This is a genomic window from Streptomyces sp. NPDC048560, from assembly GCF_040650955.1.
GTDB lineage: Bacteria > Actinomycetota > Actinomycetes > Streptomycetales > Streptomycetaceae > Streptomyces.
On sequence record NZ_JBEZIJ010000009.1, the window covers coordinates 412654 to 437980 of the forward strand.

General features: G+C 69.8%; 21 protein-coding genes and 1 tRNA gene. 7 read left to right on the top strand and 15 right to left on the bottom strand.

Annotated features, from left to right (window positions below):
• Positions 1-233: 233 nt before the first annotated feature.
• A tRNA-Pro gene (locus tag AB0C82_RS25100) sits at positions 234-308 on the top strand.
• Positions 308-2608, top strand: a complete 2301-nt coding sequence (locus AB0C82_RS25105; RefSeq protein ID WP_362845899.1) for a hypothetical protein — start codon at positions 308-310, stop codon at positions 2606-2608. Before AB0C82_RS25100 ends, AB0C82_RS25105 begins: the two co-directional genes overlap by 1 nt.
• 102 nt (positions 2609-2710) lie before the next feature.
• Here AB0C82_RS25105 and AB0C82_RS25110 read toward each other — a convergent pair whose 3' ends face one another.
• From AB0C82_RS25110 to AB0C82_RS25155, 10 genes are all read right to left on the bottom strand, one after another.
• Entirely contained in the window at positions 2711-4129 is a 1419-nt protein-coding gene (locus AB0C82_RS25110; RefSeq protein ID WP_362845967.1) for a family 43 glycosylhydrolase, read from the bottom strand.
• 50 nt (positions 4130-4179) lie between these two features.
• The gene (locus AB0C82_RS25115; protein WP_362845969.1) at positions 4180-5634 is read right to left on the bottom strand and encodes a family 43 glycosylhydrolase; all 1455 of its coding nucleotides are present in this window, start codon (positions 5632-5634) and stop codon (positions 4180-4182) included.
• A 412-nt stretch (positions 5635-6046) separates the two neighbouring features.
• Positions 6047-7072: a galactofuranose ABC transporter, permease protein YjfF gene (gene yjfF / locus AB0C82_RS25120; RefSeq protein ID WP_362845901.1), complete on the bottom strand. Its 1026-nt coding sequence runs from the start codon at positions 7070-7072 to the stop codon at positions 6047-6049.
• Positions 7069-8154, bottom strand: a complete 1086-nt coding sequence (locus AB0C82_RS25125) for an ABC transporter permease (protein ID WP_362845903.1) — start codon at positions 8152-8154, stop codon at positions 7069-7071. The genes yjfF and AB0C82_RS25125 overlap by 4 nt, the downstream gene beginning before the upstream one ends.
• Positions 8151-9689 carry a sugar ABC transporter ATP-binding protein gene (locus AB0C82_RS25130; RefSeq protein WP_362845905.1) on the bottom strand — a complete coding sequence of 513 codons (1539 nt, stop codon included), beginning with the start codon at positions 9687-9689 and terminating at the stop codon, positions 8151-8153. Before AB0C82_RS25130 ends, AB0C82_RS25125 begins: the two co-directional genes overlap by 4 nt.
• 99 nt (positions 9690-9788) lie before the next feature.
• Complete coding sequence (locus AB0C82_RS25135; protein ID WP_362845907.1) at positions 9789-10802, bottom strand: ABC transporter substrate-binding protein; 1014 nt, start codon at positions 10800-10802, stop codon at positions 9789-9791.
• Between the two features lie 116 nt (positions 10803-10918).
• Positions 10919-11956, bottom strand: a complete 1038-nt coding sequence (locus tag AB0C82_RS25140; protein WP_362845909.1) for a LacI family DNA-binding transcriptional regulator — start codon at positions 11954-11956, stop codon at positions 10919-10921.
• A 269-nt stretch (positions 11957-12225) separates the two neighbouring features.
• Entirely contained in the window at positions 12226-12588 is a 363-nt protein-coding gene (locus AB0C82_RS25145; RefSeq protein WP_362845911.1) for a DUF1304 domain-containing protein, read from the bottom strand.
• 52 nt (positions 12589-12640) lie between these two features.
• On the bottom strand, positions 12641-13873 hold the full coding sequence (locus AB0C82_RS25150; RefSeq protein WP_362845913.1) for an MFS transporter: 1233 nt from the start codon (positions 13871-13873) through the stop codon (positions 12641-12643).
• Between the two features lie 5 nt (positions 13874-13878).
• Positions 13879-15291, bottom strand: coding sequence for an NAD(P)-binding domain-containing protein (locus AB0C82_RS25155; protein WP_362845915.1), 1413 nt, complete (start codon positions 15289-15291; stop codon positions 13879-13881).
• Positions 15292-15400: 109 nt separating this feature from the next.
• Between AB0C82_RS25155 and AB0C82_RS25160 the strand changes: the two genes are divergently transcribed.
• Positions 15401-15769 (top strand): metalloregulator ArsR/SmtB family transcription factor, encoded by a 369-nt coding sequence (locus AB0C82_RS25160; RefSeq protein ID WP_362845917.1) that lies wholly within the window; start codon positions 15401-15403, stop codon positions 15767-15769.
• 104 nt (positions 15770-15873) lie between these two features.
• Here AB0C82_RS25160 and AB0C82_RS25165 read toward each other — a convergent pair whose 3' ends face one another.
• The 3 genes from AB0C82_RS25165 to AB0C82_RS25175 form a co-directional block, all read right to left on the bottom strand.
• Entirely contained in the window at positions 15874-16605 is a 732-nt protein-coding gene (locus AB0C82_RS25165; protein ID WP_362845919.1) for a GAF and ANTAR domain-containing protein, read from the bottom strand.
• 270 nt (positions 16606-16875) lie between these two features.
• Positions 16876-17637: a GAF and ANTAR domain-containing protein gene (locus tag AB0C82_RS25170; protein ID WP_362845921.1), complete on the bottom strand. Its 762-nt coding sequence runs from the start codon at positions 17635-17637 to the stop codon at positions 16876-16878.
• 160 nt (positions 17638-17797) lie between these two features.
• Positions 17798-18268 carry a hypothetical protein gene (locus AB0C82_RS25175; RefSeq protein ID WP_362845923.1) on the bottom strand — a complete coding sequence of 157 codons (471 nt, stop codon included), beginning with the start codon at positions 18266-18268 and terminating at the stop codon, positions 17798-17800.
• Positions 18269-19051: 783 nt separating this feature from the next.
• On the opposite strand from AB0C82_RS25175, the gene AB0C82_RS25180 reads away from it, so the two are divergent.
• From AB0C82_RS25180 to AB0C82_RS25190, 3 genes are all read left to right on the top strand, one after another.
• On the top strand, positions 19052-19459 hold the full coding sequence (locus tag AB0C82_RS25180) for a DUF5133 domain-containing protein (protein WP_362845925.1): 408 nt from the start codon (positions 19052-19054) through the stop codon (positions 19457-19459).
• A gap of 301 nt (positions 19460-19760) precedes the next feature.
• Positions 19761-20207: a cyclic nucleotide-binding domain-containing protein gene (locus tag AB0C82_RS25185; RefSeq protein ID WP_362845926.1), complete on the top strand. Its 447-nt coding sequence runs from the start codon at positions 19761-19763 to the stop codon at positions 20205-20207.
• 68 nt (positions 20208-20275) lie between these two features.
• Positions 20276-21187 carry a hypothetical protein gene (locus tag AB0C82_RS25190; RefSeq protein WP_362845927.1) on the top strand — a complete coding sequence of 304 codons (912 nt, stop codon included), beginning with the start codon at positions 20276-20278 and terminating at the stop codon, positions 21185-21187.
• 86 nt (positions 21188-21273) lie between these two features.
• On the opposite strand, the gene AB0C82_RS25195 is transcribed toward AB0C82_RS25190, so the two are convergent.
• Together AB0C82_RS25195 and AB0C82_RS25200 are read right to left on the bottom strand one after the other, a co-directional pair.
• Positions 21274-21918, bottom strand: coding sequence for a peptidoglycan recognition family protein (locus AB0C82_RS25195; RefSeq protein ID WP_362845929.1), 645 nt, complete (start codon positions 21916-21918; stop codon positions 21274-21276).
• A gap of 143 nt (positions 21919-22061) precedes the next feature.
• Positions 22062-22937, bottom strand: a complete 876-nt coding sequence (locus AB0C82_RS25200; RefSeq protein WP_362845931.1) for a lysozyme — start codon at positions 22935-22937, stop codon at positions 22062-22064.
• 375 nt (positions 22938-23312) lie between these two features.
• Between AB0C82_RS25200 and AB0C82_RS25205 the strand changes: the two genes are divergently transcribed.
• Positions 23313-25187: a serine/threonine-protein kinase gene (locus AB0C82_RS25205; protein WP_362845933.1), complete on the top strand. Its 1875-nt coding sequence runs from the start codon at positions 23313-23315 to the stop codon at positions 25185-25187.
• Positions 25188-25327 lie beyond the last annotated feature (140 nt).

Sequence of the window (25327 nt, forward strand, 5' to 3'; positions counted from 1 at the left end):
GGTCGCATCCGGCGGCACTCCCTCCCCCGGAGTGAAGTGGCGCCGGCGGCACACGCAGCGCAGCACTCGGGACCCGTACGCCCGCCCCTCCTGACCGAGGTGGCGGGCGTACGGCTTTATTCGGGGCAACCTGACACCGGCTGCTCCGGCCCTCGTTGGCTCTGCGCCACCACCGCACTCCGCGAAATCCTTTGCGCGGGAACCGGGGCGCAGCGTAGTTTCTGGCACCACCACGACGTGTAGCTCAGCAGCAGAGCGCCGGGCTCGGGACCCGGAGGGGGCAGGGGCGGAACCTGCCACGTCGGCCATGAACACTCACGCTGACCAGCAGCTTCCCAGCCCTTCCCCGTCGACGCCGTCCGTGTCCGCCGCCTACGCGGCCGGCCGTCTCGCCCACGCCCTGCGGACCTCGGCGACCCACGAGGACCCCGCAACACGTGAGCGTGCGCGGTCCCGTGTACGCCAGTGGCGGGACGTCCTGTCCGGCATGGCCGGCGGCGTGCTCTCCATCGGGTCGCGCACACCGGTCGCCGGACTGCCCGCATGGGTCACCCCCGACGTGGTCACCGGGGGTTTCGCCACGGGCGCCGCCTCGGCGGGCGGGCACCTGCTGCCCTACGAGGAGGAAGTCGCCCGCTCGGCCGGCGTACCGGCCTCCCGCTCCGCCCTGTTCGCGTACTGCCTCACCGAGGACGGTCTGCGCCGGCTGTGGTCCCTGCTGGACAGCGGACGCTACGAGGTGCGTGTGCCGGAGGAGGCCGCGCTCGCGACCGTGGCATGGCTGGTACGGGCCGGGGATTTCGATGCGGCGGTGGAACTCCTCGCCGTGCTGGAGCCGTTCGCCGACCGGCTGCGCTTCCTCCCCAGGCCCACGGATCGTCAGGCGCCGGACGTGACGTACGTGCAGCGGCGCACCGTCGGCGAGGCCGGGGCCGCGCTCGCCCGTCGCGGGCCCAACGCCGCAGTGGAGGCGCAGCGCGAGGCGCTGGCCGTCTGGCGGCCTTTCGAGGACGAGCTGCTCGCCCACCGGCTGGCGGCCGGGAAGGGCGGTTCCGACTGGCAGGTGAACGGCGCGGCGCTGCTGGCCCGTTACGGCGTGCTCGCCGCCGCCCACACGCGCTGCACCAAGCACCTCGACCCGAAGTCCAACGCCGCCATCCTGCGCCGCGCCCTGGAGGAGGAGCTCGCGGGCCGGGCACCGGCACCCCGGCTGGCCGGGCTGCTGCGGGTCGCCGTCGACTCGATGGTCGCCAAGCGTGGTCTGCCCGGTTCGGCCACGCACACCCGCGTGCGGCGGGCGCAGGCGCGGCAGGCGGCGTTGCCCCCGCATCACGAGCTGGCGGCGCTGGTCCTGCGCCGGCTCTCCCGGCTCGACCAGGCAGGGGGTACGGCGGACGTCGAGTCCCCGGTGGCCCCTGTCAGCGCGGAGGAGGCCCGGGAGACGGGCCTGCCCGTCGGGGCAGCGGTCCCCGCCGCGATCGCCTCCACCGTCCGGGCGGCCCTCAGCGCTCCCCTTGAGGTGCTGGTGGACCGCGGGGTGGTGCCCTCCGCCGAGGTGCTGGCCACACTGGTCCCGCAGCTGGTCGCCGTCGTCACCGCCGAGCGGTACGTGGACGAGCCGCTGCGCACCCTGATGGCGGCGACGTACCGCGCCTTCCGGAGCCGCCGTTCGCTGCTGCTGCTCAACCTGGAGAGTCAGGTACGGATCGAGGAGCTCCCTTGGGTACGGGCGCTGTCCGGACACCGCGGCACCGGCACGGCGGTCCGGGATCCGGCCGCCGAGGCGGTGCGCAGGCTCGGTGAGCTGGCCGTGCGCGCCTTTCCCGGTACGGTGCTGCCCAATCCCCTGGTCAGGGAGCTTGCGCAGCTCACCCGGCAGGCCGATCCGGGCGCGCCCTTCGTGGAGGAGCTGGCCGCCGATATCTTCATGGGGACCTTCGGCCCGAAGTTCCTCGTCGCGGCCCGGATCGCCGCCGAACTCCTCGAAGGAAGCCTGTACGAGCGCTACTACGGCATCGACTACGCGCACCTTCGCCGCATGGCTGTGTCCGAGGCCGCCGACACGGCTCCCGGCGGCCGCCGGGCCCGTACCGCGGGTGACTTCGCTCGCCTGTGCTCCGAGCGCGCAAGCCACTCCGGTGGTCCGGCCCGGGGCACTGCGGCGAACGGCAAGGTGATCGAACAGGCCCAGATCCTCACCACCCACAACCTGGCCACCCTGGTCGTCCACGCCGGCATCGCCCCGTCGCCCGGCTGGGCCGGCCTCGCCCGTGACTGCTTCACGGACGTGTGCCGCCTGGTGGCACGGGTGGAACGGACCCCGCGCCCCCTCTCCACGGTCAAGGACGTGGCGTACGCCTGGCGGCAGATGCTGTTCCACCTCTCGCTCTGCGAGGCGGCGGAGCGGGAGGCGGTACTGGACTGGATCGAGGCGGAGGCCGCCGGCCGGCAGGCGCACGTCCGGCGTCGGCTGGCTCCTGCCCTGGCCGGACTGCGCCTGGTCGCCGACGGCGGCACGTTCGGGCCGGACGGTGCCGGAGACGGGGGTCGCGCCCGGCGTCTGCTGGGGTGGACCACGGGACACCACTGGATGCTCGGCGCCGGATGACCCCAGGGCGCCGGGAGGTGACGGGGCCGAAAGGATGCCGGCCGCTGCCCGTCGGGCAGCGGCCGGCACGGTGTATCCGAACAGCGGCGCAGCGCGTGTTTCCTACTGGGCGTAGAACGTCGCGTCCGCCTTGGCGGTGGTCGTCGTCGCCGGCTGCGTCACGATCAGGTTGTCGTAGTGACGGAGGTAGCGGCCAGGGAAGTTGTACGACTCGAAGGAGACGCCGGCGGACGCGTCCGCCAGGCCCGGGCGGCGGTGGAAACCGGCGTCGTTCTTGAAGGCCGTACTGCCGTCGTTCTTCTCGACCCACACCTCGTGGTTCTTGTGGCGGAGGTAGTAGCCCGGGAAGTTGGCCGACTCCAGGGAGACGGTGCCGGTACCGGCCAGACCGGGCACGACTCGGAACTGCGAGTCCGCGAGGTTGGTGACGTTCCCTTCGAGCTTGGCGCGGAATTCCCAGTGCCGGATGTACCGGTCGGGGAAGTTGAAGGAGGAGAAGCGGACGGGGGTGGCTCCGTCGGCGACCGGAATGCCGAAGTTCGGGGTGCCGTCGGCGTTCCAGTAGAGCTTCTGGTAGCGCGTCCGGCGGTTGGGGTCGTTGAGCGGGTCGCCGCTGATGTCCTTGTAGTTGCGGTCGTGGTAGACGAGGACGTCGGACTTCCCGTCCTCGGACGTCGTGAAGGTGCTGTGCCCTGGTCCGTACTGGCCGGTCGCGGTGTTGCTGGTGAAGACCGGGTTCGGGTTCTTGGTCCAGGACGCGGGGTTCATCAGGTCGGCCCCGGCGGCCGCGGTCAGCAGGCCCAGACAGTAGTTGCTGTCGGTGGCGCTGGCGGAGAAGCTCATGAAGACCTTGCCGCCCCGCTGGATGACCGCGGGGCCCTCGTTGACCGTGTGGCCGGCCGTCTCCCACGCGTGGGTCGGCCGGGAGATCATCACCGGACTGCCGCTGATCGTCCAGGGGTTGGACATCCTGGCCAGGTAGATGTTGGTCCCCGCACCGACCGCGGGATCGTTCTGCGCCCAGGAGAGGTAGCGGGTCGAGCCGACGACGAAGGTGGTGGCGTCGAGGGAGAAGGTGTCGAGGGGCAGGGCGATGCGGCCCCTCTCGGTCCAGGTTCCCGTCAGCGGGTTGGCCGCGCCGGTCTCCAGGACGTACGGCCGGATCTTCCAGATGTCGCTGGTGGACCCGGCGGCGAAGTAGACGTACCACTTGCCGTCGATGAAGTGGATCTCCGGCGCCCAGATGTGCGCACCCATCTCACCGCTGGCGTGCCTGCTCCAGATGGTGGTCTCGGCTGCGGTGGAAAGGCCCTGGAGGGTGGTGGCCCGCCTCATCACGATCCGGTCGTACGCGGGGACGGTCGCGGTGAAGTAGTAGTAGCCGTCCGTGTGCTTGTAGATGTGCGGATCGGCGCGCTGTTCGGCGACCGGGTTGGTGAACGTCACCGCCGGTGAGGCGGGGGCGGCCGCGTGCGCTGTGGTCCCGGTGGCCAGCACGGCCAGTGCGGCGAGCAGCGCCATGACCACCCTCGTGATGTCGCGTCCCACTGTCTTCCTCCCGTTCGCGGCCGTCATGCCGCCGGCTTGAGCTGCCACTGCTGGCAGGCGTTGTTCAGCCAGGTCCACTGCCGTACGTCGGTGCCGTTGGCGGTGCCGCAGTCCGCGACGTCCGCGACCTTGCCGCTGCTCTCGTTCACGATGCGCACGTAGTCACCGGAGGCCGTGTGGACGAGCCGGAACTTCTGGCAGTTGTTGTTCAGCCAGGACCACTGCCGCAGATCGGCACCGTCGGCGGTGGAACAGTCGGCTGTGTCCATGACCTTGCCGGTCGCGACGTTGACGAGCCGGCTGGTGTCGTTGCCGAGGTCCTCGATCCGCCATTTCTGGTTGGCGGCGCCGCTGCACGTCCACTGGGCGATGTTGGTGCCGTCCGCGGTGCTGGACCCCGCGACGTCGAGGCACTTCCCGCTGTTGCGGTTCACCAGGGTGTACGCCGTCGGGGTCACCGCCGTCTCCCCGGACGGGCCGGGCCGGGAGGAGCCCAGTGCGACCGGGGCGCCGAAGTCGGGCGTGCCGTCCGCGTTCCACGTGAACTTCTGGGCGCGGGTGGTGCGGCCGTTGTCGCAGCCGTCGGACGTCGAGTCGTTGGCGTGGTAGACGATCCAGTTCTCGGTTCCGTCGGGCGAGGTGAAGAACCCGTTGTGTCCGGGGCCGTAGACGCCCGCGGAGTCATTCCGCGAGAAGACGGGCGTTGACTTCTTGGTCCAGGAGGAGGCCGACAGCGGGTTGCTGCCGGTCAGTTCGAGTTGGCCCAGCTTGTAGTCGGGCCCCCAGCAGGCGCTCGCGGAGTAGACGACGAACGTCTTGCCGTTGCGGTAGAGCGGCTCCGGTCCCTCGTTGACGGTGCCGCCCTGCGTCTCCCAGCTCAGCGTGGGACTGGAGATGACGGTGAAGGTGGATCCGCTGACTGTGTAAGGGTTGCTCATCGGGGCGATGACCAGGCTCTGCTTGCTGCCGTTCACGGAACCGCTGCCGAGCAGGTACAGCTTCCCGCCGTGGCGCAGCACGCTGGCGTCGATGAGCCATCCGCCCGGGCTGAGGTTGGATCCGGTGAGCTGGCTCTTGTACGTGTACGGGCCCATCGGGTCACTGCCCGCGCTCTCCAGGACGTGGGTTCGCTGGGAGTCGCAGCAGGCGACGCCGCTCTGCCCCGCGGAGTAGTAGAGGTACCAGCGGCCGTCGACGAAGTGCAGCTCGGGCGCCCAGAAGTTGGTGTTGCGGGTGGCGGTGGTGTCGCTCCACACCTGGACGCTGGGAGCCGTCGACAGACCGGCCAGAGTGGGCGACTTCCGCATGGTGAGCACACCGGTGAAGGAGGTGGTGACCAGGTAGTAGTGGCCGTTGTAGTACTCCAGCCAGGGATCGGCGCCCTTCTCCGACTTGACGGGGTTCGTGTACGGACGTCCCTCGGCGGCCGCGGCAGGCTGTGTGGCAACCGGGGAGAGCATCACGAGCAGCGCCGCCATGAAGGCGAACCAGTAGCGGGTGCGGAACAAAGCGAGTCCCTTTCGACAGCGGGCAGCTGACAGCCACCAGCTACGTCATGTTCGAAATACCGGACAACGTACGTAACTTCGACCAGAACATAGGCACGCGACCTGTACGCGTCAACGGTTGCGACAGCTTTCGTTCCGCCGGGATCACCGGCGGGTGAGGAATCGCCCGACAGGCACCGGCCGGACACCCGGACCCGCCGGGCACCTTGGTCCGACTCCTCGAAACCGGCCGGCCCCCGCCACGGCACGGTTCTCCCGGTGACGCAGAGCGAGTGCGACCGGCTGCTCCGCGCCTACTGAGGGGGCGTCCGGCCCGTGCGGGGCGAACGCGGCCTGCTCCACGAACGCGTCGAGCAGGCCGCAGGCGTCTCTCCCGGACCCGTCAGGGCTTCCCGCGCGCCGTCATCGCCCGCTGGACCAGGATGAAGGCGCAGAGCAGTACGCCCGTGGCGATCTTCGTCCACCAGGAGCTGAGCGTGCCCTCGAACTGGATGATGCTCTTGATCAGGCCGAGGACGAGGACGCCGAACAGGGTGCCCACCACATAGCCGGAGCCCCCCGTGAGCAGCGTGCCGCCGATGACGACCGCGGCGATCGCGTCGAGCTCCATGCCGGTGGCGTGCAGGGGGTCGCCGGACTGGATGTACAGGGTGAAGAGGAGACCCGCCAGCGCCGAACAGAAGCCGCTCACCGTGTAGACGGCGATCTTCGTGCCACCCTGCGGAAGGCCCATCAGCATGGCCGACTGTTCGTTGCCGCCGATGGCGTACACCCGGCGCCCGAAGCGGGTGTAGTGCAGGACGTAGAAGGCCAGGGCCAGGACGACCAGCGCGACGACCGCGCCGATCGACAGGAAGGCACCGCCCAGTGACACCTGGGTCTGCGCCATGCTGCTGACCGAGGCGTCGCCGATGGCGATCGACTCCTTGCTGATGACCAGGCAGAGTCCCCGGAAGAGGAACAGGCCGGCGAGTGTCACGATGAAGGGCTGGATCTCGAAGTTGTGGATCACGTAGCCCATCAGGAAGCCGCCGAAGGCGCCGACGGCCAGGGCAAGGGGGATCACCACCAGCACCGGCAGCCCCTGCCGCTCCACCATCCAGGCCGTGAACATGGTCGTGAAGCCGATCACGGAGCCCACGGAGAGGTCGATGCCGCCGGAGAGGATGACGAAGGTGGCTCCGGCTGCGGCGACCAGCAGGTAGCCGTTGTCGATGAACAGGTTGAGGAAGACCTGGGGTTCGGCGAAGCCGTAGTTCTGGTACCGGCTCAGACCGGCGACGTACATCGCGAGGAAGAGCGCGGCCGTGACCAGGACGGGCAGTCGCCGGTCACCGATCAGCCGGGCGGCCCTGGATACCGTACGGCTGCTGTCCGGTGCCTGACGGGCTCGGGTGGTCGCGCTCATCGCGACACCTCCATCGTGGGAGCGTCTTCGTTCACCGCGGCGGGCTCCGCCGGGCTCGCCGCGCGTGCGCGGCCCTTGGCGCCGAACACCCTGGCGCGGAACTTGGGGGACTGGAGCAGGCAGACGACGATGACGACGGCGGCCTTGAAGACCAGGTTGGTCTGGGTGGGTACACCGATGGTGTAGATCGTGGTGGTGAGGGTCTGGATGACGAGTGCGCCGACCACCGTGCCGCCGATGGAGAACCGGCCGCCGAGGAGTGAGGTGCCGCCGATCACCACGGCGAGGATCGCGTCCAGCTCGATCCACAGACCGGCGTTGCTGCCGTCGGCGGCCGAGGTGTTGGAGCTGATCATCAGCCCGGCGATGCCCGCGCAGACCCCGCAGAACACGTAGACCATGACCTTGATGCGCCGGGACCTGATGCCCACCAAGCGGCTCGCCTCGGCGTTGCCGCCGACCGACTCGACGAGCAGCCCGAGGGCCGTACGGCGGGTCAGCGCGACGGTGACGGCCACGACCACGGCGACGACGAAGATCGAGAAGGGGAGCGTCAGCCAGTAGCCGCCGCCGATCAGCTTGTACGGCTCGCTGTTGACGGTGATGATCTGGCCGTCGGCGATCAGCTGGGCGACACCGCGCCCTGCGACCATGATGATCAGCGTGGCGATGATCGGCTGAATGCCCATCCGGGCGACCAGGAATCCGTTCCAGAGCCCGCAGACGACGGCGGCCAGCAGGCCGAGGCCCAGGGCGAGCAGGACGCCGGAGAGTGCGTTCTGGTCCGCCTGGTCGCTGATGTACGAGCAGGCCAGCGCGCCGCTGATCGCGACGACCGCCCCCACGGAGAGGTCGATGCCGCCGGTGGCGATGACGAGCGTCATGCCGACCGCGACCAGGATGAGCGGCGATCCGAAGAGCACGATGGAGACGAGGCTGCCGTAGAGGTGGCCGTCCGTCATCCTGATCGAGAAGAAGTCCGGGGTGAAGGGGACGTTGACGAGCAGCAGGACGACGAGGACCGTGACCGGCCAGAAGAGGTGATGGTGTGTCAGCGCCCGCCATGGGGCCGGGGTGGTCACTGCTGTTCTCCGCTCGCGATGGTCTCCAGGATGTGGCTGGGCGTGATCTCGGCCCCGTTGGCGAACCGCGCCACCAGCCTGCGGTCGCGCAGCACGCCGATGGTGTGGCTGATCCGCAGCACCTCCTCCAGTTCCGCCGCGATGTACAGCACGGACATGCCGTCCTCGGAGAGCGAGACCACGAGTTTCTGGATCTCGGCCTTCGCACCGATGTCGATGCCGCGGGTCGGCTCGTCGAGGATGAGGAGTTTCGGCCCGGTGATGAGCCAGCGCGCGAGAAGCACCTTCTGCTGGTTGCCACCGCTGAGCCGGCCGACGCGTGCCTCCGGGTCGGCGGGGCGGATGTCCAGCGCCTCGATGTACTTGGCCACGAGTTCGTCGCGCTGGGCGGCCGGGACGGGCCGCGCCCAGCCGCGCGAGGCCTGCAGGGCGAGGATGATGTTCTCCCGCACCGTGAGATCCGGCACGAGCCCCTCGGCCTTGCGGTTCTCCGAGCAGAAGGCGACTCCGGCGTCGATGGCGTCGTTCGGCGCGCTCATCGAGACCGGCCTTCCGCCGATGGTGAGTTTGCCGCTGTCCGGCTGGTCGGCGCCGAAGAGGAGCCGGGCGAGTTCCGTACGGCCCGAGCCGAGCAGTCCGGCAAGGCCGACGACCTCGCCCTTTTTGATCTCCAGATCGAAGGGGGCGATGGCGCCGGTTCTGCCGAGCCCGTCGGCCCGGAGCAGCGACTCACCCACCTCGGCGTGGAGTTGGTGGTCATGGAGCTGTTCGAGCTGCTCGACGTCCTTGCCTATCATCAGCTGGACCAGCCCGACCTGGCCGAGGTCGGCGACCAGGTGCTCGCCGACCAGGGTGCCGTTGCGCAGTACGGTCATCCGGTCGCAGACCTCGTAGATCTGGTCGAGGAAGTGCGAGACGAAGAGAATGGCGACGCCCTGGTCCCTCAACCGCCGCATCAGGCCGAAGAGTTCGAGGACCTCGTCGCGGTCGAGGCTGGAGGTCGGCTCGTCCAGGATCAGCACCTTGGTGCCTGACCCCTCGCCGTCACTGTCACCGGTGCCCACCGCCCGTACGATCGCGACCAGTTGCTGAACGGCCAGGGGGTAGGAGGACAGGGGCGCGGTCACATCGATGTCGAGGCCGAGCCGGTCCACGAGCTCCGCCGCCTCCTGGCGCAGCCGCTTCCACCGGATGCGTCCGCCACGGGTGGGTTCACGTCCGATGAAGATGTTCTCGGCCACCGAGAGGTTGGGGCACAGATTGACCTCCTGGTAGACCGTACTGATGCCCGCCTGCTGCGCCTGGAGCGGGCTGGCGAACCGTACGGACGCGCCGTCGAGGGTGATCGTGCCGCCGTCGAGGGTGTGGACCCCCGTCAGCACCTTGATGAGCGTGGACTTCCCGGCGCCGTTCTCGCCGAGCAGGGCGTGGATCTCGCCGGGGTGGAGGCGGAAGTCGACACCCGACAGAGCCCGTACCCCCGGGAACTCTTTGACTATGCCCGTCATCTCCAGGACGGGCAGCGGCTCTGCCATGGCAGCGCTCCTCATGGATTTCCTTCAGTCCCGCGGGGAGCCCCCTGGAGCCGGACCGCGTGCGGTCCCTCGGGGGCTCCCTGCCGGTGAGTGGGTCGGTCAGTACTTGCGGGTCGGGAGCGCGGCCTTGGCCTGGTCCTGCGTGTAGTCGCTCTCCTCGGTCTTGATCCAGCGCTCGACCTTCTCGTCGGCGTGGACCTTCTTCACGACGTCCATCAGCTGCGGGCCGAGGAGCGGATTGCACTCGACGATGGCGTTGATCTTGCCCTCGGACATCGCGACGAAGCCGTCCTTCACGCCGTCGATCGAGACGATGAGGATGTCCTTCCCGGCCTTCTTGCCGGCGGCCTCGATCGCCTGGATGGCGCCGATGGCCATGTCGTCGTTGTGCGCGAAGAGGACGTTGATGTCCGGGTTGGACTGGAGGAACGCGGCCATGACCTGCTTGCCGCCCGCCCGGGTGAAGTCGCCGGTCTGGCTGACGACGATCTTCCAGTCGTCCTTGTGGTCCCGGTCCATGACCGTCTTGAAGCCCTTGGCACGCTCGATGGCCGGGGCGGCGCCGGTGGTTCCCTCCAGCTGTGCGATCTTCACCTCGCCCTTGTGACCGGCCGTGGCCAGCACCTTCTCCAGAATCGCGGCGGCTCGCTCACCCTCCGCGGTGAAGTCGGAGCCGACGAGGGTGACGTACAGGGACTCGTCGGACGTCTCCACCGAGCGGTCGGTGAGGACGACCGGGATCTTCGCGGCCTTGGCCTCCTTGAGCACCGCGTCCCAGCCGGTGACGACGACCGGCGAGAAGGCGATGACGTCGACCTTCTGGGCGATGTAGCTGCGGATCGCGGAGATCTGGTTCTCCTGCTTCTGCTGCGCGTCGGAGAACTTGAGGGTGTAACCCGCTTCCTTGGCCGCCTCCTTGACCGAGTCGCTGTTGGCGGTGCGCCACCCGCTCTCCGATCCGACCTGGGAGAAGCCGAGGCTGATCGCCTTGCCCCCGCCGCCGGCGGAGTCGGACGTACCGGACGATCCCTCGTCGCTCTTGGCGCAGGCGGTCAGGGCACCTGCCGCCGCCACGCCGACCGCCGCGGTGAGGAAGTTACGTCTGTTGAGCATGTTCTTCTCCTTGTACTCGGTGGACAGGCTGAGTTACGTCCAGCCTGCCGATCATTGTTCGAAATCTCGGACATGGAAGGGGGCGCCGGCCCGGCACGGTGAGAGCACCTGCCCCGTCAGGGTGGGTACGGGGAACTGCTGGCCCGGACGACGAGCTGGGGTTCGATGACGATGCGGGTGGCCCCGGCGGAGGCCCGGCCCTCGATCAGGTCCAGCAGCAGAGTGATGCTGCGGGTGCCCACCGCCGAGAAGTCCTGGCGAACGGTGGTGAGCGGCGGAGCGAAGAACTCCGACTCCGGGATGTCGTCGAAGCCGACGACCGCCACGTCCTGGGGGGTTCGTACCCCCGCCTCGCGCAGGGCCCTCAACACCCCTAGCGCCATCTGGTCGTTGGCCACGAAGACGGCCGTCAGTCCCCTGCCCACCCAGCCGGCCAGTTCCTGCCCGGCCCGGTAGCCCGACAAGGGGCTCCAGTCCCCGCTCAGCGGGGGTGGCGCCTCGACACCCGCCGCCTCCAGGGTCGCGCGCCAACCCGCGACCCGGTCAACCGCCTCCTGCCAGTCGCCGGGACCGGCCAGGTGCCAGACCGTGCGGTGACCGGCTGCCAGCAGATGCCCGGTGACCAGCCGGGCTCCCATTCGCTGGTCGACGTTGACGCCGGGAATCCCCAGACCGTGTTCGCTGCCCACGGTCACCACCGGGAAGGGATGGCGGAGTTCCGCGAGGGCGGCGACCGCCGGCTGACCCGGGGCGATGGCGACCACGCCCTCGACACCGCCGTCCCTGAGGTGGTCGAGGGCCTCGGAGAACGTACCGACGGTCATCTCGCGCAGACTCACGGCCGAGACGAGGTACCCCTCGGCGCGCGCCGCCTCCTCCAGCGCGAACAGCGTGCTCGCCGGGCCGTAGAGCGTCGTGTTGGAGGCGATCACGCCCAGCGTGCGGGTGCGTCGGGTCGCCAGCGCCCGTGCGGAGGAGTTACGGCGGTAGCCCATCTCCTCGATCGCCCGCAGGACCTTGCCACGCGTCTCGTCCCGCACGTTGGGGTGATCCCCCAGGACCCGCGAAACCGTCTGGTGGGACACACCGGCCCGTCGTGCGACATCGGCCATGGTGGGCGGCCGAAGCGGGGACCGCACCTGCAACTGCTCCATGGCCGCACCTCCTTGGACATCGTCATGTGAACGCGGAGGTCATTGTGAGCGCTAACAATTCATGGCGGTCAAGGGGTCCTACCGAAGTGGAGGCGTCACGTTTGGGTAACGCGACGGAAGCACGGCAGCCGCCTCCGAGCTCCTCGGCACGGGTCAGGACGAAGGTATTGACGCGCTGAGGGTGTGGCCCTAATTTCAGCACCGACACTTCGAACTGTGTACGAAATACCGGACGTTGGATCCTCGCTGCGCGCTCGCCCCACGCGCCTTCAGTGGGCCAGGAGTACGAGGGCGAGCACCACAAGGGCCGGGACCGTCTGCACGAAGAGGATCTTGCGGGACGCGGTCGCGGCGCCGTACAGGCCCGCGACGGCCACACAGGACACGAAGAAGACGCGCACCTGGAAACCGACCGGGTCGGAGGCGAAGGCGCCCCACAGGAGACCGGCCGCCAGGAATCCGTTGTAGAGGCCCTGGTTCGCGGCGAGCGACTTGGTCGACGCCGCGAACTCCTCCGTCGTCCCGAAGGCTCGTCGCGCCCGGGAGCCGGTCCAGAGGAACATCTCCAGGACCAGGATGTACACGTGCAGCAGGGCGAGCGCGACGACGGCGGCCGCGGCAACGAAGTCCATGACGGCACATTACGTCACCTCACGCTGCCCCTGGACGTCACCTCACGCCGGGTCAGGGCATCACTCGTGCCGGAGGTCGCGGTGGCCGTACGCCCGTGGCCGTCGCCAGGACAGCGGCTGCCAGGGAGCCTCCCGCAAGCAGGAGGAAGAGTGCGTCGTACCCGCCGAGAGGACCGGAGAGGACAGCACCGGCCCATGGGGCGAGGGCGGCGGCCAGGGAGGCGGGAGCGGTGAGCACGGCCGAGAGACGGCCGTAGTGCGCCGTGCCCCAGCGGTCGGTGACGGCGGTGGCCTGCAGGAGCGTGAGGTTGCCGCGTACGACGCCCGCGCCGAGAGAGAGTGCGACAAGCAGGGGAATCGGTCCGGGCACGAGGGCGAAGGCGGTCGTCGTGGCGCCGCCCAGGGCGATGAGCGCGGCGGTGCGGGTGGTCACGGAGGTGCGGGAGGCGAAGCTCGCGTACAGGGTGCGGCCAAGAGTCTGTCCCGCTCCCCCCAGGCCGAGGGCCCATGCCGCGGCGGTGGTGCTCGCGCCGCGTTCCTGCAGGAGGGGGACGAGGCTGATGACGACCGCGTACATCGCGAAGCCGGACAGGGTGAAGGCGGCGGCCAGCACGAGGAACGGCCGGCTGCGGACCACCGGCGTACCTTTTATGACGGCCGGCGCCGGCTCGGCCGGGGGCCACGGCGCGCGCAGGGCGAGGGCATGGGCCGGGATGGTGACGGCGGCGAGGATCGCGGCGAGCACGAGGTAGCTGACGCGCCAGCTGAGGTGTTCGGCGAGGGTGGCGGTCAGCGGTGCGAAGACGGTGCTGGCGAGGCCGCCCGCGAGGGTGACGACAGTCAGGGCGCGGACGCGGTCGGGGCCCCACCAGCGGGTGAGGGCGGCGAACGCGGGCGGGTAGAAGGTGGTGGCCATGGCGACCCCCGCCAGCAGCCAACCCACGGTGAAGAGGGGCAGGTTGCGGGCCGTGGCGACGATCACGAGGGCCAGGGTTCCGAGTACGGAACCCGTGGTCATCACGGCGCGCGGCCCTCGTCCGTCCAGCACGCGCCCGACGGGGATCCCGATCGTCGCGGACACCAGCAGAGCGGCGGAGAAGGCCGCGGTGGTGGCGGCCGGGGACCAGCCGGTATCGGCGGTGATACGGGAGTTGAGGACCGGGAAGGCGTAGTAGAGGACGCCCCAGCTGGTGATCTGGGTGGCGCAGAGGGCGGGCAGGACGGCGCGTGGCCGCGACCGGACCCCCGTCCTGGTCGCGGCCGCACCGGCCCGGAGCTGCGGCATGAGGGTCAGCAGCCACCCGAGGTCGCCGGGGCTCCGCCGGTGCCGATCTGGAGCGTGGCGGGAGCGCAGCAGCCACCCGAGGTGGCCGGGGCTCCGCCGGTGCCGGTCTGGAGCGTGGCGGGAGTGGAGCAGCAGCCGCCGTCGCCCGGGGCGGCTTCGGGCTCGTCGAAGAGGCCGGCGCCGCCGCAGACTCCGGTCTCGGGCAGGACGAGTTCGACGCGTTCGGCGGCCTCCTGGTCTCCGGCGAGCGCTGCGGCGATGGAGCGGACCTGCTCGTATCCGGTCATGGCCAGGAACGTCGGCGCCCGGCCGTAGGACTTCATACCGACCAGGTAGACGCCCTTCTCGGGGTGGGAGAGCTCGTTGACTCCGTGCGGGTAGACGGTGCCGCACGAGTGCTGGTTCGGGTCGATGAGCGGGGCGAGCGCGGTGGGCGCCTGGAGGCGCTCGTCGAGGCCGAGGCGCAGCTCGGCCAGGAAGGAGTGGTCGGGGCGCAGTCCGGTGAGGACGATGATCTCGTCGACCGGGTCGAGGCGACGGCCGTCCTCGGCGACCAGGACCAGCTGCTCGCCGGCCTTCTCCACCGCGCCGGTGCGGAAGCCGGTGACGGCGTCGGCGTGGCCGTCGTCGACGGCGGCCTTGGCCGCGAGACCGAGGGCGCCGCGCGCGGGCAGCTGATCGGCGGTGCCGCCGCCGAACGTGGAACCGGTGACGCCACGGCGCAGGATCCATACCGCGTGCGTTCCGGCCTCCCGCTCGGCGAGACCGGCCAGGGAGGCGAGCGCGGTGAAGGCCGAGGCACCCGATCCGATGACGGCGGTGCGCTTGCCCGCGTAGCGGGCGCGGACGGCAGGGTCCCTGAGGTCCGGGACCCGGTAGGAGATCCGGTGGGCAGCCGCCTTCTCGCCGAGAGCCGGGAGACCGTCGCCTCCGATGGGGCCGGGGGTGGACCAGGTGCCGGACGCGTCGATCACGGCGCGGGCGGCGATCTTCTCCTCGGAACCGTCCGCCAGCTCGATGTGCACGGTGAAGGGCTGCTCTTCCCGGTCCGCGTCGACGACCCGGTCGCGCCCGGCACGGGAGACACCGGTCACGGTGACGCCGTAGCGGACCTTGTCACCGAGGACGTCGGCGAGCGGCTGGAGGTACTGCTCGGCCCAGTCCGCCCCGGAGGGGTAGGCGGCGCCGTCGGGTGCGGACCACCCGGTGGGGGCCAGCAGCTTTTCGGCGGCCGGGTCCACGAGCTCCGACCAGGTGGAGAACAGTCGTACGTGTCCCCACTCCCGTACCGCACTGCCGGCGGCGTCCCCGGTCTCCAGGACCAGCGGCTCGATGGCGCGCCCGGTGAGGTGCGCGGCGGCGGCCAGACCGGCCGGACCGGCGCCGATGACGACGACAGGAAGCTGCTTCTCGGTCATGACGGGTGCTCTCCTCAAGGCGTGACGCCGGAGCCCTGCTTCGACGTTCATCGATGTCTCTCGATGTCTGGAGCTTGCCACTTGCATCGACGAGTGTCAACATAGACGAATGTCGAATTCAGGGAGAACGGGCCTGCCGGCCGCGCCGGTCACCCCGTGCTGCCCGCCGATCATCTCGGCCGAGCTCTCGCAGGTGGATGCGGCAGGGATGGCCGCCATGTTCAAGGCGCTGTCGGACCCGGTGCGGCTGCGGCTGTTCTCCAAGGTCGCCTCTCACCCCGCCGGTGAGGCGTGTGTCTGCGACATCGCGGACGTCGGCGTCTCGCAGCCCACCGTCTCGCACCATCTGAAGAAGCTGCGCGAAGTGGGGCTGCTGACCTCGCAGCGCCGCGGCACCTGGGTCTACTACCGGGTCGATCCGTCGGTAGTGGCCGCGATGTCGGCCCTGCTCGCCATGTCCGCGCCAAGCACCTTCTGAGCCCTTGGACTCAACGGTTCATGGGCGCACGGAGGCTTCGTTCGGATCAGTTCGGATCAGTTCGGATCAGACCCACGAGCCCGGCATGATCCGAACGAGACGCCCTACGAGCCTTCGACCTGGATGGACTCGGGTGCCAGCCGACGGCGAACGAGCTGATCCGCGACGTCCGTGGGCCGCTGCCGGGAACGGGCCGCATAGACGCGCAGCCGGGCGGCCGCCTCGCGCGGAGGGACGTCCGCGGTGGCGGCGATCATGCCGGCCGCCGTGTCGAGAAGCGCCTTGGCCGAGAGTGCCGCCTGGGTTCGGGTGACGATGTCGGTCGGCCGAAGGAAGTCGCTGCTCCAGGTCACGACCGCGGTGGCCGCGACGTCGGCCAGAGCCTGCAGGACGGAGAGCTGCGACGGGCTCAGCACGGCGGGGGTACGGGCCAGGAGGCTCAGAGACCCCACGGTCTGGTGACGGACCCGCAGAGGCATCGCGTACGCCGTCACGTATCCCTCGTCCCGCGCGAGGCGTACGAAGTGGGGCCAGGTCGCCTCGTGCTCACCGAGATCGGCGGAGTGCACGATCCTCTCGTCGCTGAACGCCTCCGTGCCGGGTCCCTGCACCACCTGCGCCTGGAACAGCTCGGTGAGCGCCGTGTCGTCGGCGCTGACCGCCGCAGGGCGCAGAGAGCCCCGGGCGTTGGCCAGCAGGACACCCGCGGCGTCCATGCCGGTCAGCACGAGGGAATGGCCGGCCAGACGGCGCAGGAGGGTGATGGGATCGACGTCCCTGGCCAGCGTGTCGGTCAGGTCGACGAACGCCTCTGCCAACTGCTGTTCCCTGTTCATGCCGTACCGCCGTTTCCCCGCCGCCGTACCGCCGCGACAGCAGCCGCGCGGCCTGGCCTCCAAGCCGTGCCGTGCCTTCGGAAACCGGCACCCGCGTCCTCGATGCCGAACTTCCTCACCATGACCTGCGGTGCCTCGATTCTCCCCTTCGTACTCGCACGTGCCGCAACCGGCCCCGCGAGCTGGTTCGGTCCGGACCACCGGACCGCAGAGCCTGCCCTCCGCCCCGTGCCGAGCTCGTGCGGTCCGGCCTGCCCCGGACGAAGGGCCCTACTCATGGAACCTGATCCTTCCGTCGATCACGTCGAGAGCCGCCTCGGTGACGGTCCGCCCCTGAGCGAACGCGTGCGCTCTCAGACGCGCGAGGGCCTGCTGAGGGTCGACACCGAGGTGCACCATGATCATGCCCGTTGCCACGTGCACTTCTTCGTGGTCGGATTCCGCCGTCGACAGCCACGAATCGTCGGGGAGGGGCACCGCCCTCCCTTCCGAGAGGGTGAGAAGCGCCGTCGTGATGGCCTCCGCGGCGGGGAATGCGATGGACTGGTCCTTCTCCGAGAGAGGGCCGGGCACGTCACGGTAGAGATCAAGGGTACCGATCGCGATGCCGCCCGCTCCCAGAGGCAGTGAGAACACCGCCCGTACGCCGAGTTCCACGGCCTGCTGAGCGAAGACGGGCCACCTTCGCGCATCCGGTCCGGATGTGAGGTCCGCCGCCAGTACGGACGAGGTCATCGCCATGGCCACCTGGCACGGGCCGTCTCCCAGGGTGTACTGGGCCTCGGCCAGCTGTCCGGCCACCGGATCACTCGACCACCAGAGGGCGCGCGCGTCGCCGTCGCCATGGAGTGAGATCGAGGCGCCCGATACGTCGAGGAGATCGACACAGGCCTGGCAGAGCGCCGCGGGGACCTCGGCTTCCTTGCGCTGCCCGAAGGCGCGGGCGAAGACGTCCGCCAGAGCGACTTCGTCCCCGGGGGTCTCGCGTCGTCGTTTCGAGGACTCGTCGTCCTCGTGGGGCACGGGTTCCACGGCATCTCACCTCCACCCGGCAGGCCGCGTTCCCATCTTCCCGCACATCGGAAGCAGGAGTCACCAGGAGGACGGGCGTGTCACTCTCGCCGTCGCAGTGACTGACGGGCCCACTTCGTTGATCACGGTCCGTCCCGTGACGACGCGTGGTCGCCCGCGGTCACGGACCGTCGCGGCAGGGGTGAACGTCCTTGCGCGCCCGGCGGATCCCGGCGGCCTGGCGTTCGAGCGCGCGCAGTGCCAGGGCGTGCCGGGCCATGACAGCGGATCCGGTCCGCCCGTCCCTCGTGGCGGATGGAACGAAGCTGCGGAGGTCAGGCAGATGGGCGGACGTCGGGTCGGCGCCGAGCGTGACCACATAGACGAGCCGCGCCTCGGCCCACTCCCGGACCGCCGTCAGCGCCGCCACCGGATACCGGTCGCCCACCCCGTCCAGGTCGAGTACGAGCGAACAGACCCAGGGCGGCAGGGCGTCAAGGGCCCGGTCCAGCCGTCGGCCACTCGCGGCGCCGCCGTTGGTCACGTTCTGCAGCGGGACGATGGGGGGCACGGCCGCGGTCCGCTCGCCCCCGCAAAGGGTCACGACGGCGACAGAGCCCAGCAGTTGCACCTGGACGTTGTAGAGCTTCATTGGGCCTTCCCCTCATCGGGGCGGCAGCCCTCGACATGGCGGGCCCACGGGTCCGCGCAGTCCGGAGCACGGCGTCTGCCGGACCCGGTCCGGGGCCTGAAGCCACGTGCCGGGCACAGTCCAGGAGCCGGTGGGCGCCGAAGCCTCGCAGCGACGACGGACCCAGGCTGTTCCATCCCCTCCAGCGTCCCACACAAACGACTGGCCGGACGGTGTCAAGGGGAGGCAGTACGGTCCGACCGGCGACTCCGAGCGCATGGCCGGGCACGCCGAGCCCACTTCGTCCGGCGGGTGAGAAATTCTCTGATTACTGACATCGCCCGCACAACCGATCGTCACAGCAATAAGCCGGATTCACTCACCGCACACCCAACCCCGTATGCGCAGGAAGGGATCTTCGGATCTCCTCATCTCCGGATCTCCTCATCTCAGGATCGGCGCATTACACGAGCTTGGTCGGTGCCGCCCGGAAGAGGGATCAAGGAATGGGAAACCGGCCGAATCGGCGCGGTTGATTCGTTGTCCGCCCGGACGGGCAATAATCCAATGGCCCATAGGGAGTTGCGCGAGGGTGAGCCGCTTCCCGTACGGCGGGCATGATTTCCACACCGCTCACCGAAGCACCGTTTCCCGCCGCTCGAAGGGATGGCCCCACCTATGTCCACGTACGCCGAAGAGCGTTCCGAATCCGGTCCTTCCCCTTCGCCCGGATCGACGGAACCGGCGTGGAAGCCGGTCCTGGAAGAACTGGCCACACCCTGGGCAGTCGGAATGATCATGGCAATGACTCCGTGCTCGAGACGGGACGCGAAGCGGATCCTGGCCGGGGCTGCCGAGGCCGCCCACGTCACTCCCGCGGCCATGGCCGCCACGATGGTGGCCGGATCCCGCGGCGTACCGGTACCGGCGCACGTGGAGCGGGCGCTGCGGAAGGCGATGGAAACGGCCCGCACCCCCGCGCCTCCTCCGGTGACCCTGCGGGGCGTGGCACTGATGCCGAGCCGTTCACGGACCGAGCAGGTCCTGTCCGAGTTCCGGAAGCGTCAGGCCCTGCTGGCGGCCGCCCCCTCCGACAGGAGCGCACGCCAGGGGCTGGACGACGCCGCGTACACCTTGTGCGTGCTCCTCGGCCGTACGACCGTGCACGACGCGGTGGACGCGGCGGAACAGCGTCTCACCACGTCGGCATAGTCACGGCGGCACGGCCGCCCCGGGTCCATGAGCGGGCACACGTCCGCCGCGGCGCCAGGCCGGCGCCGCGGCGGATACCGCATCGTCGGCGACACCCACCCGGCCCCCACCTCAGGCTGTCAATTCCCTCGCGTACTTCCTCCGTGGCGGGGAAGAAGGTCTGTAGGAAAGAGGTCGACGGACCCGTGTACACCGTCGGCCTCAATCCCTCTGAGAAGATCACCCTGTGCTCTGCAAAGATCACCTTGTACCAGCTTGTTCGCCCCCGCATAGAGCGCCGCCCCCTCGGAGGAGTACTCCGATGACCACTACATTGAAAATCACCTCGCTGCCGGCACTCCATCGTGAGCGCCTTCTGAGCCTGGGAAATGATGTCCGGTTCCCGGCGGGGCAACGTCTATTCGAGGAACACACTGTCGCCGACCGCTTCTGGATCCTCAAAACCGGAGCGGTGACTCTCGACGCACGACTGCCTCAGCGGCGGCCCGCGGAAATCGAGACTCTGGGGTCCGGAGAGCTGATCGGACTGTCCTGGCTCTTCCCGCCCTTCGAGTGGGAGCTCGGCGCCGAAACGCTCAGCCCGGTCCGGGCCCATGAATTCGACGCGTCGCAGGTGCGGTCGCTGTGTGCGGCGGATGCGGAGTTCGGATTCGCGATCAGTCAGTGGGTGGGCATGGTGCTGACCCGACGGCTGCACGCGACGCGCGGGCGCCTGCTCGATCTCTATCAGTTCGCCGCACGGGCCTGAGCCCGCCGGGAGACCTGCGCCGCCTCTCCAGTCGCCCGCTTCCACCCGTGATGCAGCACTGTTGACGCATGGATGAAGCAGACCTGGCCGCCGACGAGGCCGAGCGTCTGGCGGACGCGGCTCAACAGTTGCACCACCGGGCCCCGGACGGGGACCCGCTGCGCTCCGCCGTCCTGCTTCCGTACTCCGGCGAGCAGGCAGCTTCCGTACGCCGGACGCTGAGGGCCCTCATCCCCCGGATGGGCGTACCCACGCTGTACGGCGGAGATTCCCGCGGGCCGAACATCCGTTGGCGGGACGATGACCGTTGCCTGCTCCTGGACAGTGGGGAGGGCGGTCGCGCGGAGAGCGCCCTGCGGCTGACGAGCCACGCCACAGCCGAGCTGGAAGAGCGCGAGCGCGTGATCTTCGGGAGAGGTGTGGGCGACAGGGAAGGACAGGCACGCGCCTACGCCGACCTCCCGGTCCTGTGGCAGCTGCGCGAGGTCGGGGCGGCCACCGCCTCGCCCCTGCCGCCGTGTGTGGCGCCCGGCTGGGAGCGGCTGGAGGAGTCGCTGCGCAGCCTGATGCTCGCGTGGGTGACCCAGCTGCCGGCGCAGGCGCCGGAGGGCTCGGCGGCGTTCGACCTCGTCAATCACGCCGACGGCGACCGGCCGCTGACCTTCCTGTACGCCCCAGACGAGGGGCTGGTCGTGATGGTCGACGACGAGGACGCCCCCCTTGACGACGCGGCGCACGAAAAGTCGATGGCCGTCAGGGGCTGGCACGACCGCGCGATCCCTGTCGCCCAGTGGTGGGTGAGCAGTTTCGGCGCCGACGCCTCAGGCGCTGCCGCCACGGCCCGGCTGGCCGTGGCAGAGCTGCGGGCGCGCGGCGCCCGCCATCCCTCGGACCTCGGGGTCGTCGACGTCACCTGCACCGACGCGACCGGCGAGGAGATCGGCCGGCTGACCCTTCCCGGACTCGGACTGAACGGCTGAACGGCTGAAGCACTCATACGGTTGAGAGAGTCAATGATTGAGGGCTCAACGCTTGAGCCACCGAACGGTTGACCGGCCGAACCAGGTCACATGCTCGCCGCCACCTGGCTGCGCAGCAGGGGCAGCTTGTCGTGCAGAACGCCCGGGCACAGCGTGGTGCCGAAGTCCTTGTGCCCGTAGATGCGGCTCGGCGCGATGCCGTACTGCCGGCAGACGTACGCGCAGAGCACCACCAGGACGTCCCACTGCGGGGCGGGCGGCTGGGCGCCGTCATGGTAGGCACCCTCGTTGGCGATGCCGATGGCCTGGTCGTTCTGTCCGGACGTGTGAGCGGCCAGTACGAAGTTGCTGCCGCCCTGGAGCGCGGTGAGGCTGCGGTGCCGCCCTTCGGTGATCCAGCCGCCCCGGCTGACGAGGAAGTGGTAGCCGCTGTCGATCCAGCCGTTCTTGTCCATGTGCAGGTCCTGGACCCAGTGGGCGTGGGCGTGGGCCTGGGCACGGGAGAAGTCGGAGGTGTTGGTGCTGACGGTGTGATGCACGATGATCTTGTTCGGCCTCTTTCCGACCATGCTCACCGGGCTCCGGGGCGCTCGGGCGTTCCACTCCGAGGTGCTGTCGATGTCGGGTTCGACGGCGCTTGCCGCGTGGGCGGCGCCCGGTAACGCGGCGGCGGCGACGGTGCCCGTGCCGGCGAGCAGGACGTGGCGACGGGTCAGCTTCGGACGATTCACGGCGGACTCCTGTACTGCGGTCAGAGCCGGCCGGCTTTCGGAGACACCGGCCGGCGGGGTGGCGGCGGGGATGGGGGCTCCCGCACCTGCGGCGGCAGGGTGAGCCCGTGCGAACCCACCCGGCCGCCGCGACGAGTGCCCGGTTACGCCGTGTTGTTGGCGAGGGCCAGGAGTCGGGTCATGGTGCCGTTGAACTTGTTGCGGTCCACGTCACCGGCGACACCGGAGACCCGGCCGGTGGCCGAGTACTGCCAGATCGTCCAGGTGGGGAATCCGCTGGGAATGCTGGGGCTCGCCGTACCCCAATGCGCGACCCAGAGAGGGGACTTGGTGGACATGCCGGTCCAGTTCCCGGTGCAGGTGTTCCACCAGCTGGCCGTGGTGTAGATGACGACGTCCCGGGTCGTGCGCGCCTTGTACGCGGTGTAGAAGTCGTTGACCCAGGTGCGCATCTGGGTCGTGGAGAGGCCGTAGCACATGGCGCCCGACGGGTTGTGCTCGATGTCCAGCACTCCGGGGAGAGTCTTGCCGTCCTTGGACCATCCACCGCCGCTGCCGGCGAAGTAGTTGGCCTGCGTCGCCCCGTTGGAGGCGTCCGGGCGTGCGAAGTGGTACGCGCCCCGGATCAGGCCGGCGTTGTACGAGCCGGTGTAGTTGGCGCTGAAGCGGCTGTCCTTGAAGCTCGTGCCCTCGGTGGCCTTCATGTAGGCGAAGTCGATGCCGGCGGCCTTCACCGAGCCCCAGTTGATCGCGCCCTGCCAGTGGGAGACGTCGATGCCCTGGACACCGCTGGTGTCCATCGTGGACATGCCGCCGCCTGAGGGTGCCTGTTCGATACGGGTTCCCGCGCCCATCCACGCCTGCCCGGGACGCACGGGCTCGCCGGGGCCGGGGGGCGCGGCGGCGGCCGCCGGGCCGGCGGTGGTCACGAGCAGTGTGGCGACGCTGCCGAGGACACCGGCCAGCAGGGTGACTCTGGATCTGGTACGTCGGCGGGTCGGAGAACTGTACGCGGGCATAGCTGCCTCCGGGCACGTTGATGGGGGGCGGAACGCATGGCATCCGATAATCGGATGCCATGGACACGACATGAGTAAGGCACGAGTGGCGAAGGGCGTAAAGAGGCAGCCTGGCGTAGACCAGTGACGCCACTCGTCAGCTGCACCGACGCGCGGAATCGGCAGAAACTTTCAGTACTGAAGAACAGCGCGCCACTCGGCCACGAGCCTCCCGGGGGTGCGGACAGGCCGTCAGTTCGACTGCCCGTCCGTGGATCCCGCGTGCGGGGCGCAGGCCCTGGGCCGCTTGGCCGGGGTGGATATTCGGTACGCTCTCGATCGACTTCGGGGCGCCGACAAGCCTCGAATCGCCGCTAGCAGGGGGACGATTTCCGTATGAGCAGTGCACCTTCGGCCGACCTTTTTCAGCCACTCAAGGAGGACGACCCCGCCGTCGTCGGCGGCTACCACCTCGCGGCAGTGCTCGGCACCGGCGGCATGGGCAAGGTGTACCTCTCGTACACGCCGGGCGGCAGGCCGATCGCGCTCAAGGTGATCCGGCCCGAGTTCAGCGGGGATCCCGAGTTCCGGCGTCGCTTCCAGCAGGAGGTGAAGGCCGCCCAGCGGGTGCAGGGGCTGTACACCGCGCCGGTCATCGACTCGGACACCGAGGGTCCGATGCCCTGGCTGGCCACCGCGTACGTGCCGGGCCCGTCCCTCGCCCACGCCGTCGCCCAGCACGGCGGACTGCCGCTGCGCAGCGTGCTGTTGCTGACCGTGGGCGTCGCGGAGGCACTCCACGTCATCCACGGTGCGGGCATCGTCCACCGCGACCTGAAGCCCGCCAACGTCCTCCTGGCGTCCGACGGCCCTCGCGTCATCGACTTCGGCATCGCCCGCGCGGCCGACGCCACGGCCCTGACCAGCACCGGTGTCAGCGTCGGCACGCCCGCGTTCATGGCTCCCGAGCAGGCGTCGGCCGGAACGATCACACCCGCCACCGACCTCTTCGCCCTCGGCCAGATCGCGGCCTACGCGGCGATCGGCTCACCTGCCTTCGGAGACGGACCGTCACATGCGGTTCTGTACCGCATCGTTCACGAGGACCCGGATCTCACCAGGCTGCCCGAGGACCTTCGCCCCCTGGTGACGCGCTGCCTCAGCCGCGACCCTGCGGCCCGGCCTTCCCTGGCCGAGGTCATCGCACTGTGCCACGAGGCCTCGACCGTCCCGCTGCGCCAGGGTGAGGACTGGTTGCCGAGGACCATCGCAGGTTCGATCACCGAGCGACTGCGTCTGCCGGAGCCGGTGCGTCCCCCCACGGCGGCAGCGCCCGTCGCCCCCACCCCGACCGAGCGCTCGCCGCAGCCCCCGGCCGCGGGCCCCGCCCCTCTCCACACGCCCACCGGCCTGTCCGCTGCCGCGGCGCCCACACAGGCCGCTCCCGGCGGCCCCCGCACAGGAGCGCCGGGCATCCCGGGTGCTCCCGGTATGCCTCCCGGGGCTCCGGGCCCCTACGGCCCGCCGCCTGGCGCTCCGGGTAGCCACGGGATGCCATCCGGTACGCCGGCCCATCTCCCCGGCACGGTACCGGGCTACGGACCGATGGCCGGTTACGGACCGGGGTACGCCACCCCGCCGCCCTTCCACACCACCGGGTTCCCGCCCGCCCCGCAGCCGCCCAAGCCCAAGCCGAAGGGGCTGATCATCGCCGGGTCCGTGGTGGCGGCGATCGCCCTCCTCGCGTTCGTCGGTTCCCTGCTGCCCGACAGCCCCGATGGCAGCAAGAGGTCCCCCTCAGCCGGCTCGACGGCCGGCGGTTCCTCGGAAAAGGCCCAGCAGCACACGGACCCCAAGCCCGTCTCGTACGAGAACATCGACGTGACGGCCAACTACAGCGTCATGCTCGCCGACGACCCGCCGCGCCCGGTCGAGGACGAGAACAACGGCGTGCACTACGGCAAGGGGGACCTCTTCTACTACTACGACACCATGTTCGGGGACGAGCAACTGGGCACGGACAACGGGAAACTGGTCCTGTTGAACAACTCGCAGAAGGGCTCTCTGAAGCTCTGTCGAGGCGAGACCCGGTACACCGAGAAGATCGGTCTCGACCAGCTCACGGACGGCTCGCAGATCTGCGTGCTCAGCGACGCGGGACACATCGCCGTGGCCACGTACCGCGGCAAGTCGGCGGTCAAGGACCCGAGCAGGTACATCTCCCTCGACCTCACGATCTGGCGCAACGCCGAGGAGGCCAAGGGCAGTTAAAGGTCCTAACAGAAGCCTCTGATGGTGTGACTGTCGGCTGGGTTACTCGTTGGACTGTTCGTGGGAAAGAGGGAGTCGCGTCCGTGGATCGTCTCGGACGAACTGTGGTCGCTGGTCGAGCCGTTGTTGCCTGTTCCAGC

Bases quoted from the DNA above. Each gene is read 5' to 3' on its own strand.
- AB0C82_RS25190 (WP_362845927.1), top strand. From the start codon at position 20,276: ATGGATGAAGCAGACCTGGCCGCCGACGAGGCCGAGCGTCTGGCGGAC.
- AB0C82_RS25185 (WP_362845926.1), top strand. From the start codon at position 19,761: ATGACCACTACATTGAAAATCACCTCGCTGCCGGCACTCCATCGTGAG.
- yjfF (WP_362845901.1), bottom strand. From the start codon at position 7,072: ATGAGCGCGACCACCCGAGCCCGTCAGGCACCGGACAGCAGCCGTACG.
- AB0C82_RS25155 (WP_362845915.1), bottom strand. From the start codon at position 15,291: ATGACCGAGAAGCAGCTTCCTGTCGTCGTCATCGGCGCCGGTCCGGCC.
- AB0C82_RS25150 (WP_362845913.1), bottom strand. From the start codon at position 13,873: ATGCCGCAGCTCCGGGCCGGTGCGGCCGCGACCAGGACGGGGGTCCGG.
- AB0C82_RS25115 (WP_362845969.1), bottom strand. From the start codon at position 5,634: ATGGCGGCGCTGCTCGTGATGCTCTCCCCGGTTGCCACACAGCCTGCC.
- AB0C82_RS25200 (WP_362845931.1), bottom strand. From the start codon at position 22,937: ATGCCCGCGTACAGTTCTCCGACCCGCCGACGTACCAGATCCAGAGTC.
- AB0C82_RS25130 (WP_362845905.1), bottom strand. From the start codon at position 9,689: ATGGCAGAGCCGCTGCCCGTCCTGGAGATGACGGGCATAGTCAAAGAG.
- AB0C82_RS25160 (WP_362845917.1), top strand. From the start codon at position 15,401: ATGTCGAATTCAGGGAGAACGGGCCTGCCGGCCGCGCCGGTCACCCCG.
- AB0C82_RS25145 (WP_362845911.1), bottom strand. From the start codon at position 12,588: ATGGACTTCGTTGCCGCGGCCGCCGTCGTCGCGCTCGCCCTGCTGCAC.
- AB0C82_RS25105 (WP_362845899.1), top strand. From the start codon at position 308: ATGAACACTCACGCTGACCAGCAGCTTCCCAGCCCTTCCCCGTCGACG.
- AB0C82_RS25175 (WP_362845923.1), bottom strand. From the start codon at position 18,268: ATGAAGCTCTACAACGTCCAGGTGCAACTGCTGGGCTCTGTCGCCGTC.
- AB0C82_RS25205 (WP_362845933.1), top strand. From the start codon at position 23,313: ATGAGCAGTGCACCTTCGGCCGACCTTTTTCAGCCACTCAAGGAGGAC.
- AB0C82_RS25135 (WP_362845907.1), bottom strand. From the start codon at position 10,802: ATGCTCAACAGACGTAACTTCCTCACCGCGGCGGTCGGCGTGGCGGCG.
- AB0C82_RS25140 (WP_362845909.1), bottom strand. From the start codon at position 11,956: ATGGAGCAGTTGCAGGTGCGGTCCCCGCTTCGGCCGCCCACCATGGCC.
- AB0C82_RS25110 (WP_362845967.1), bottom strand. From the start codon at position 4,129: ATGGCGCTGCTCGCCGCACTGGCCGTGCTGGCCACCGGGACCACAGCG.
- AB0C82_RS25180 (WP_362845925.1), top strand. From the start codon at position 19,052: ATGACTCCGTGCTCGAGACGGGACGCGAAGCGGATCCTGGCCGGGGCT.
- AB0C82_RS25165 (WP_362845919.1), bottom strand. From the start codon at position 16,605: ATGAACAGGGAACAGCAGTTGGCAGAGGCGTTCGTCGACCTGACCGAC.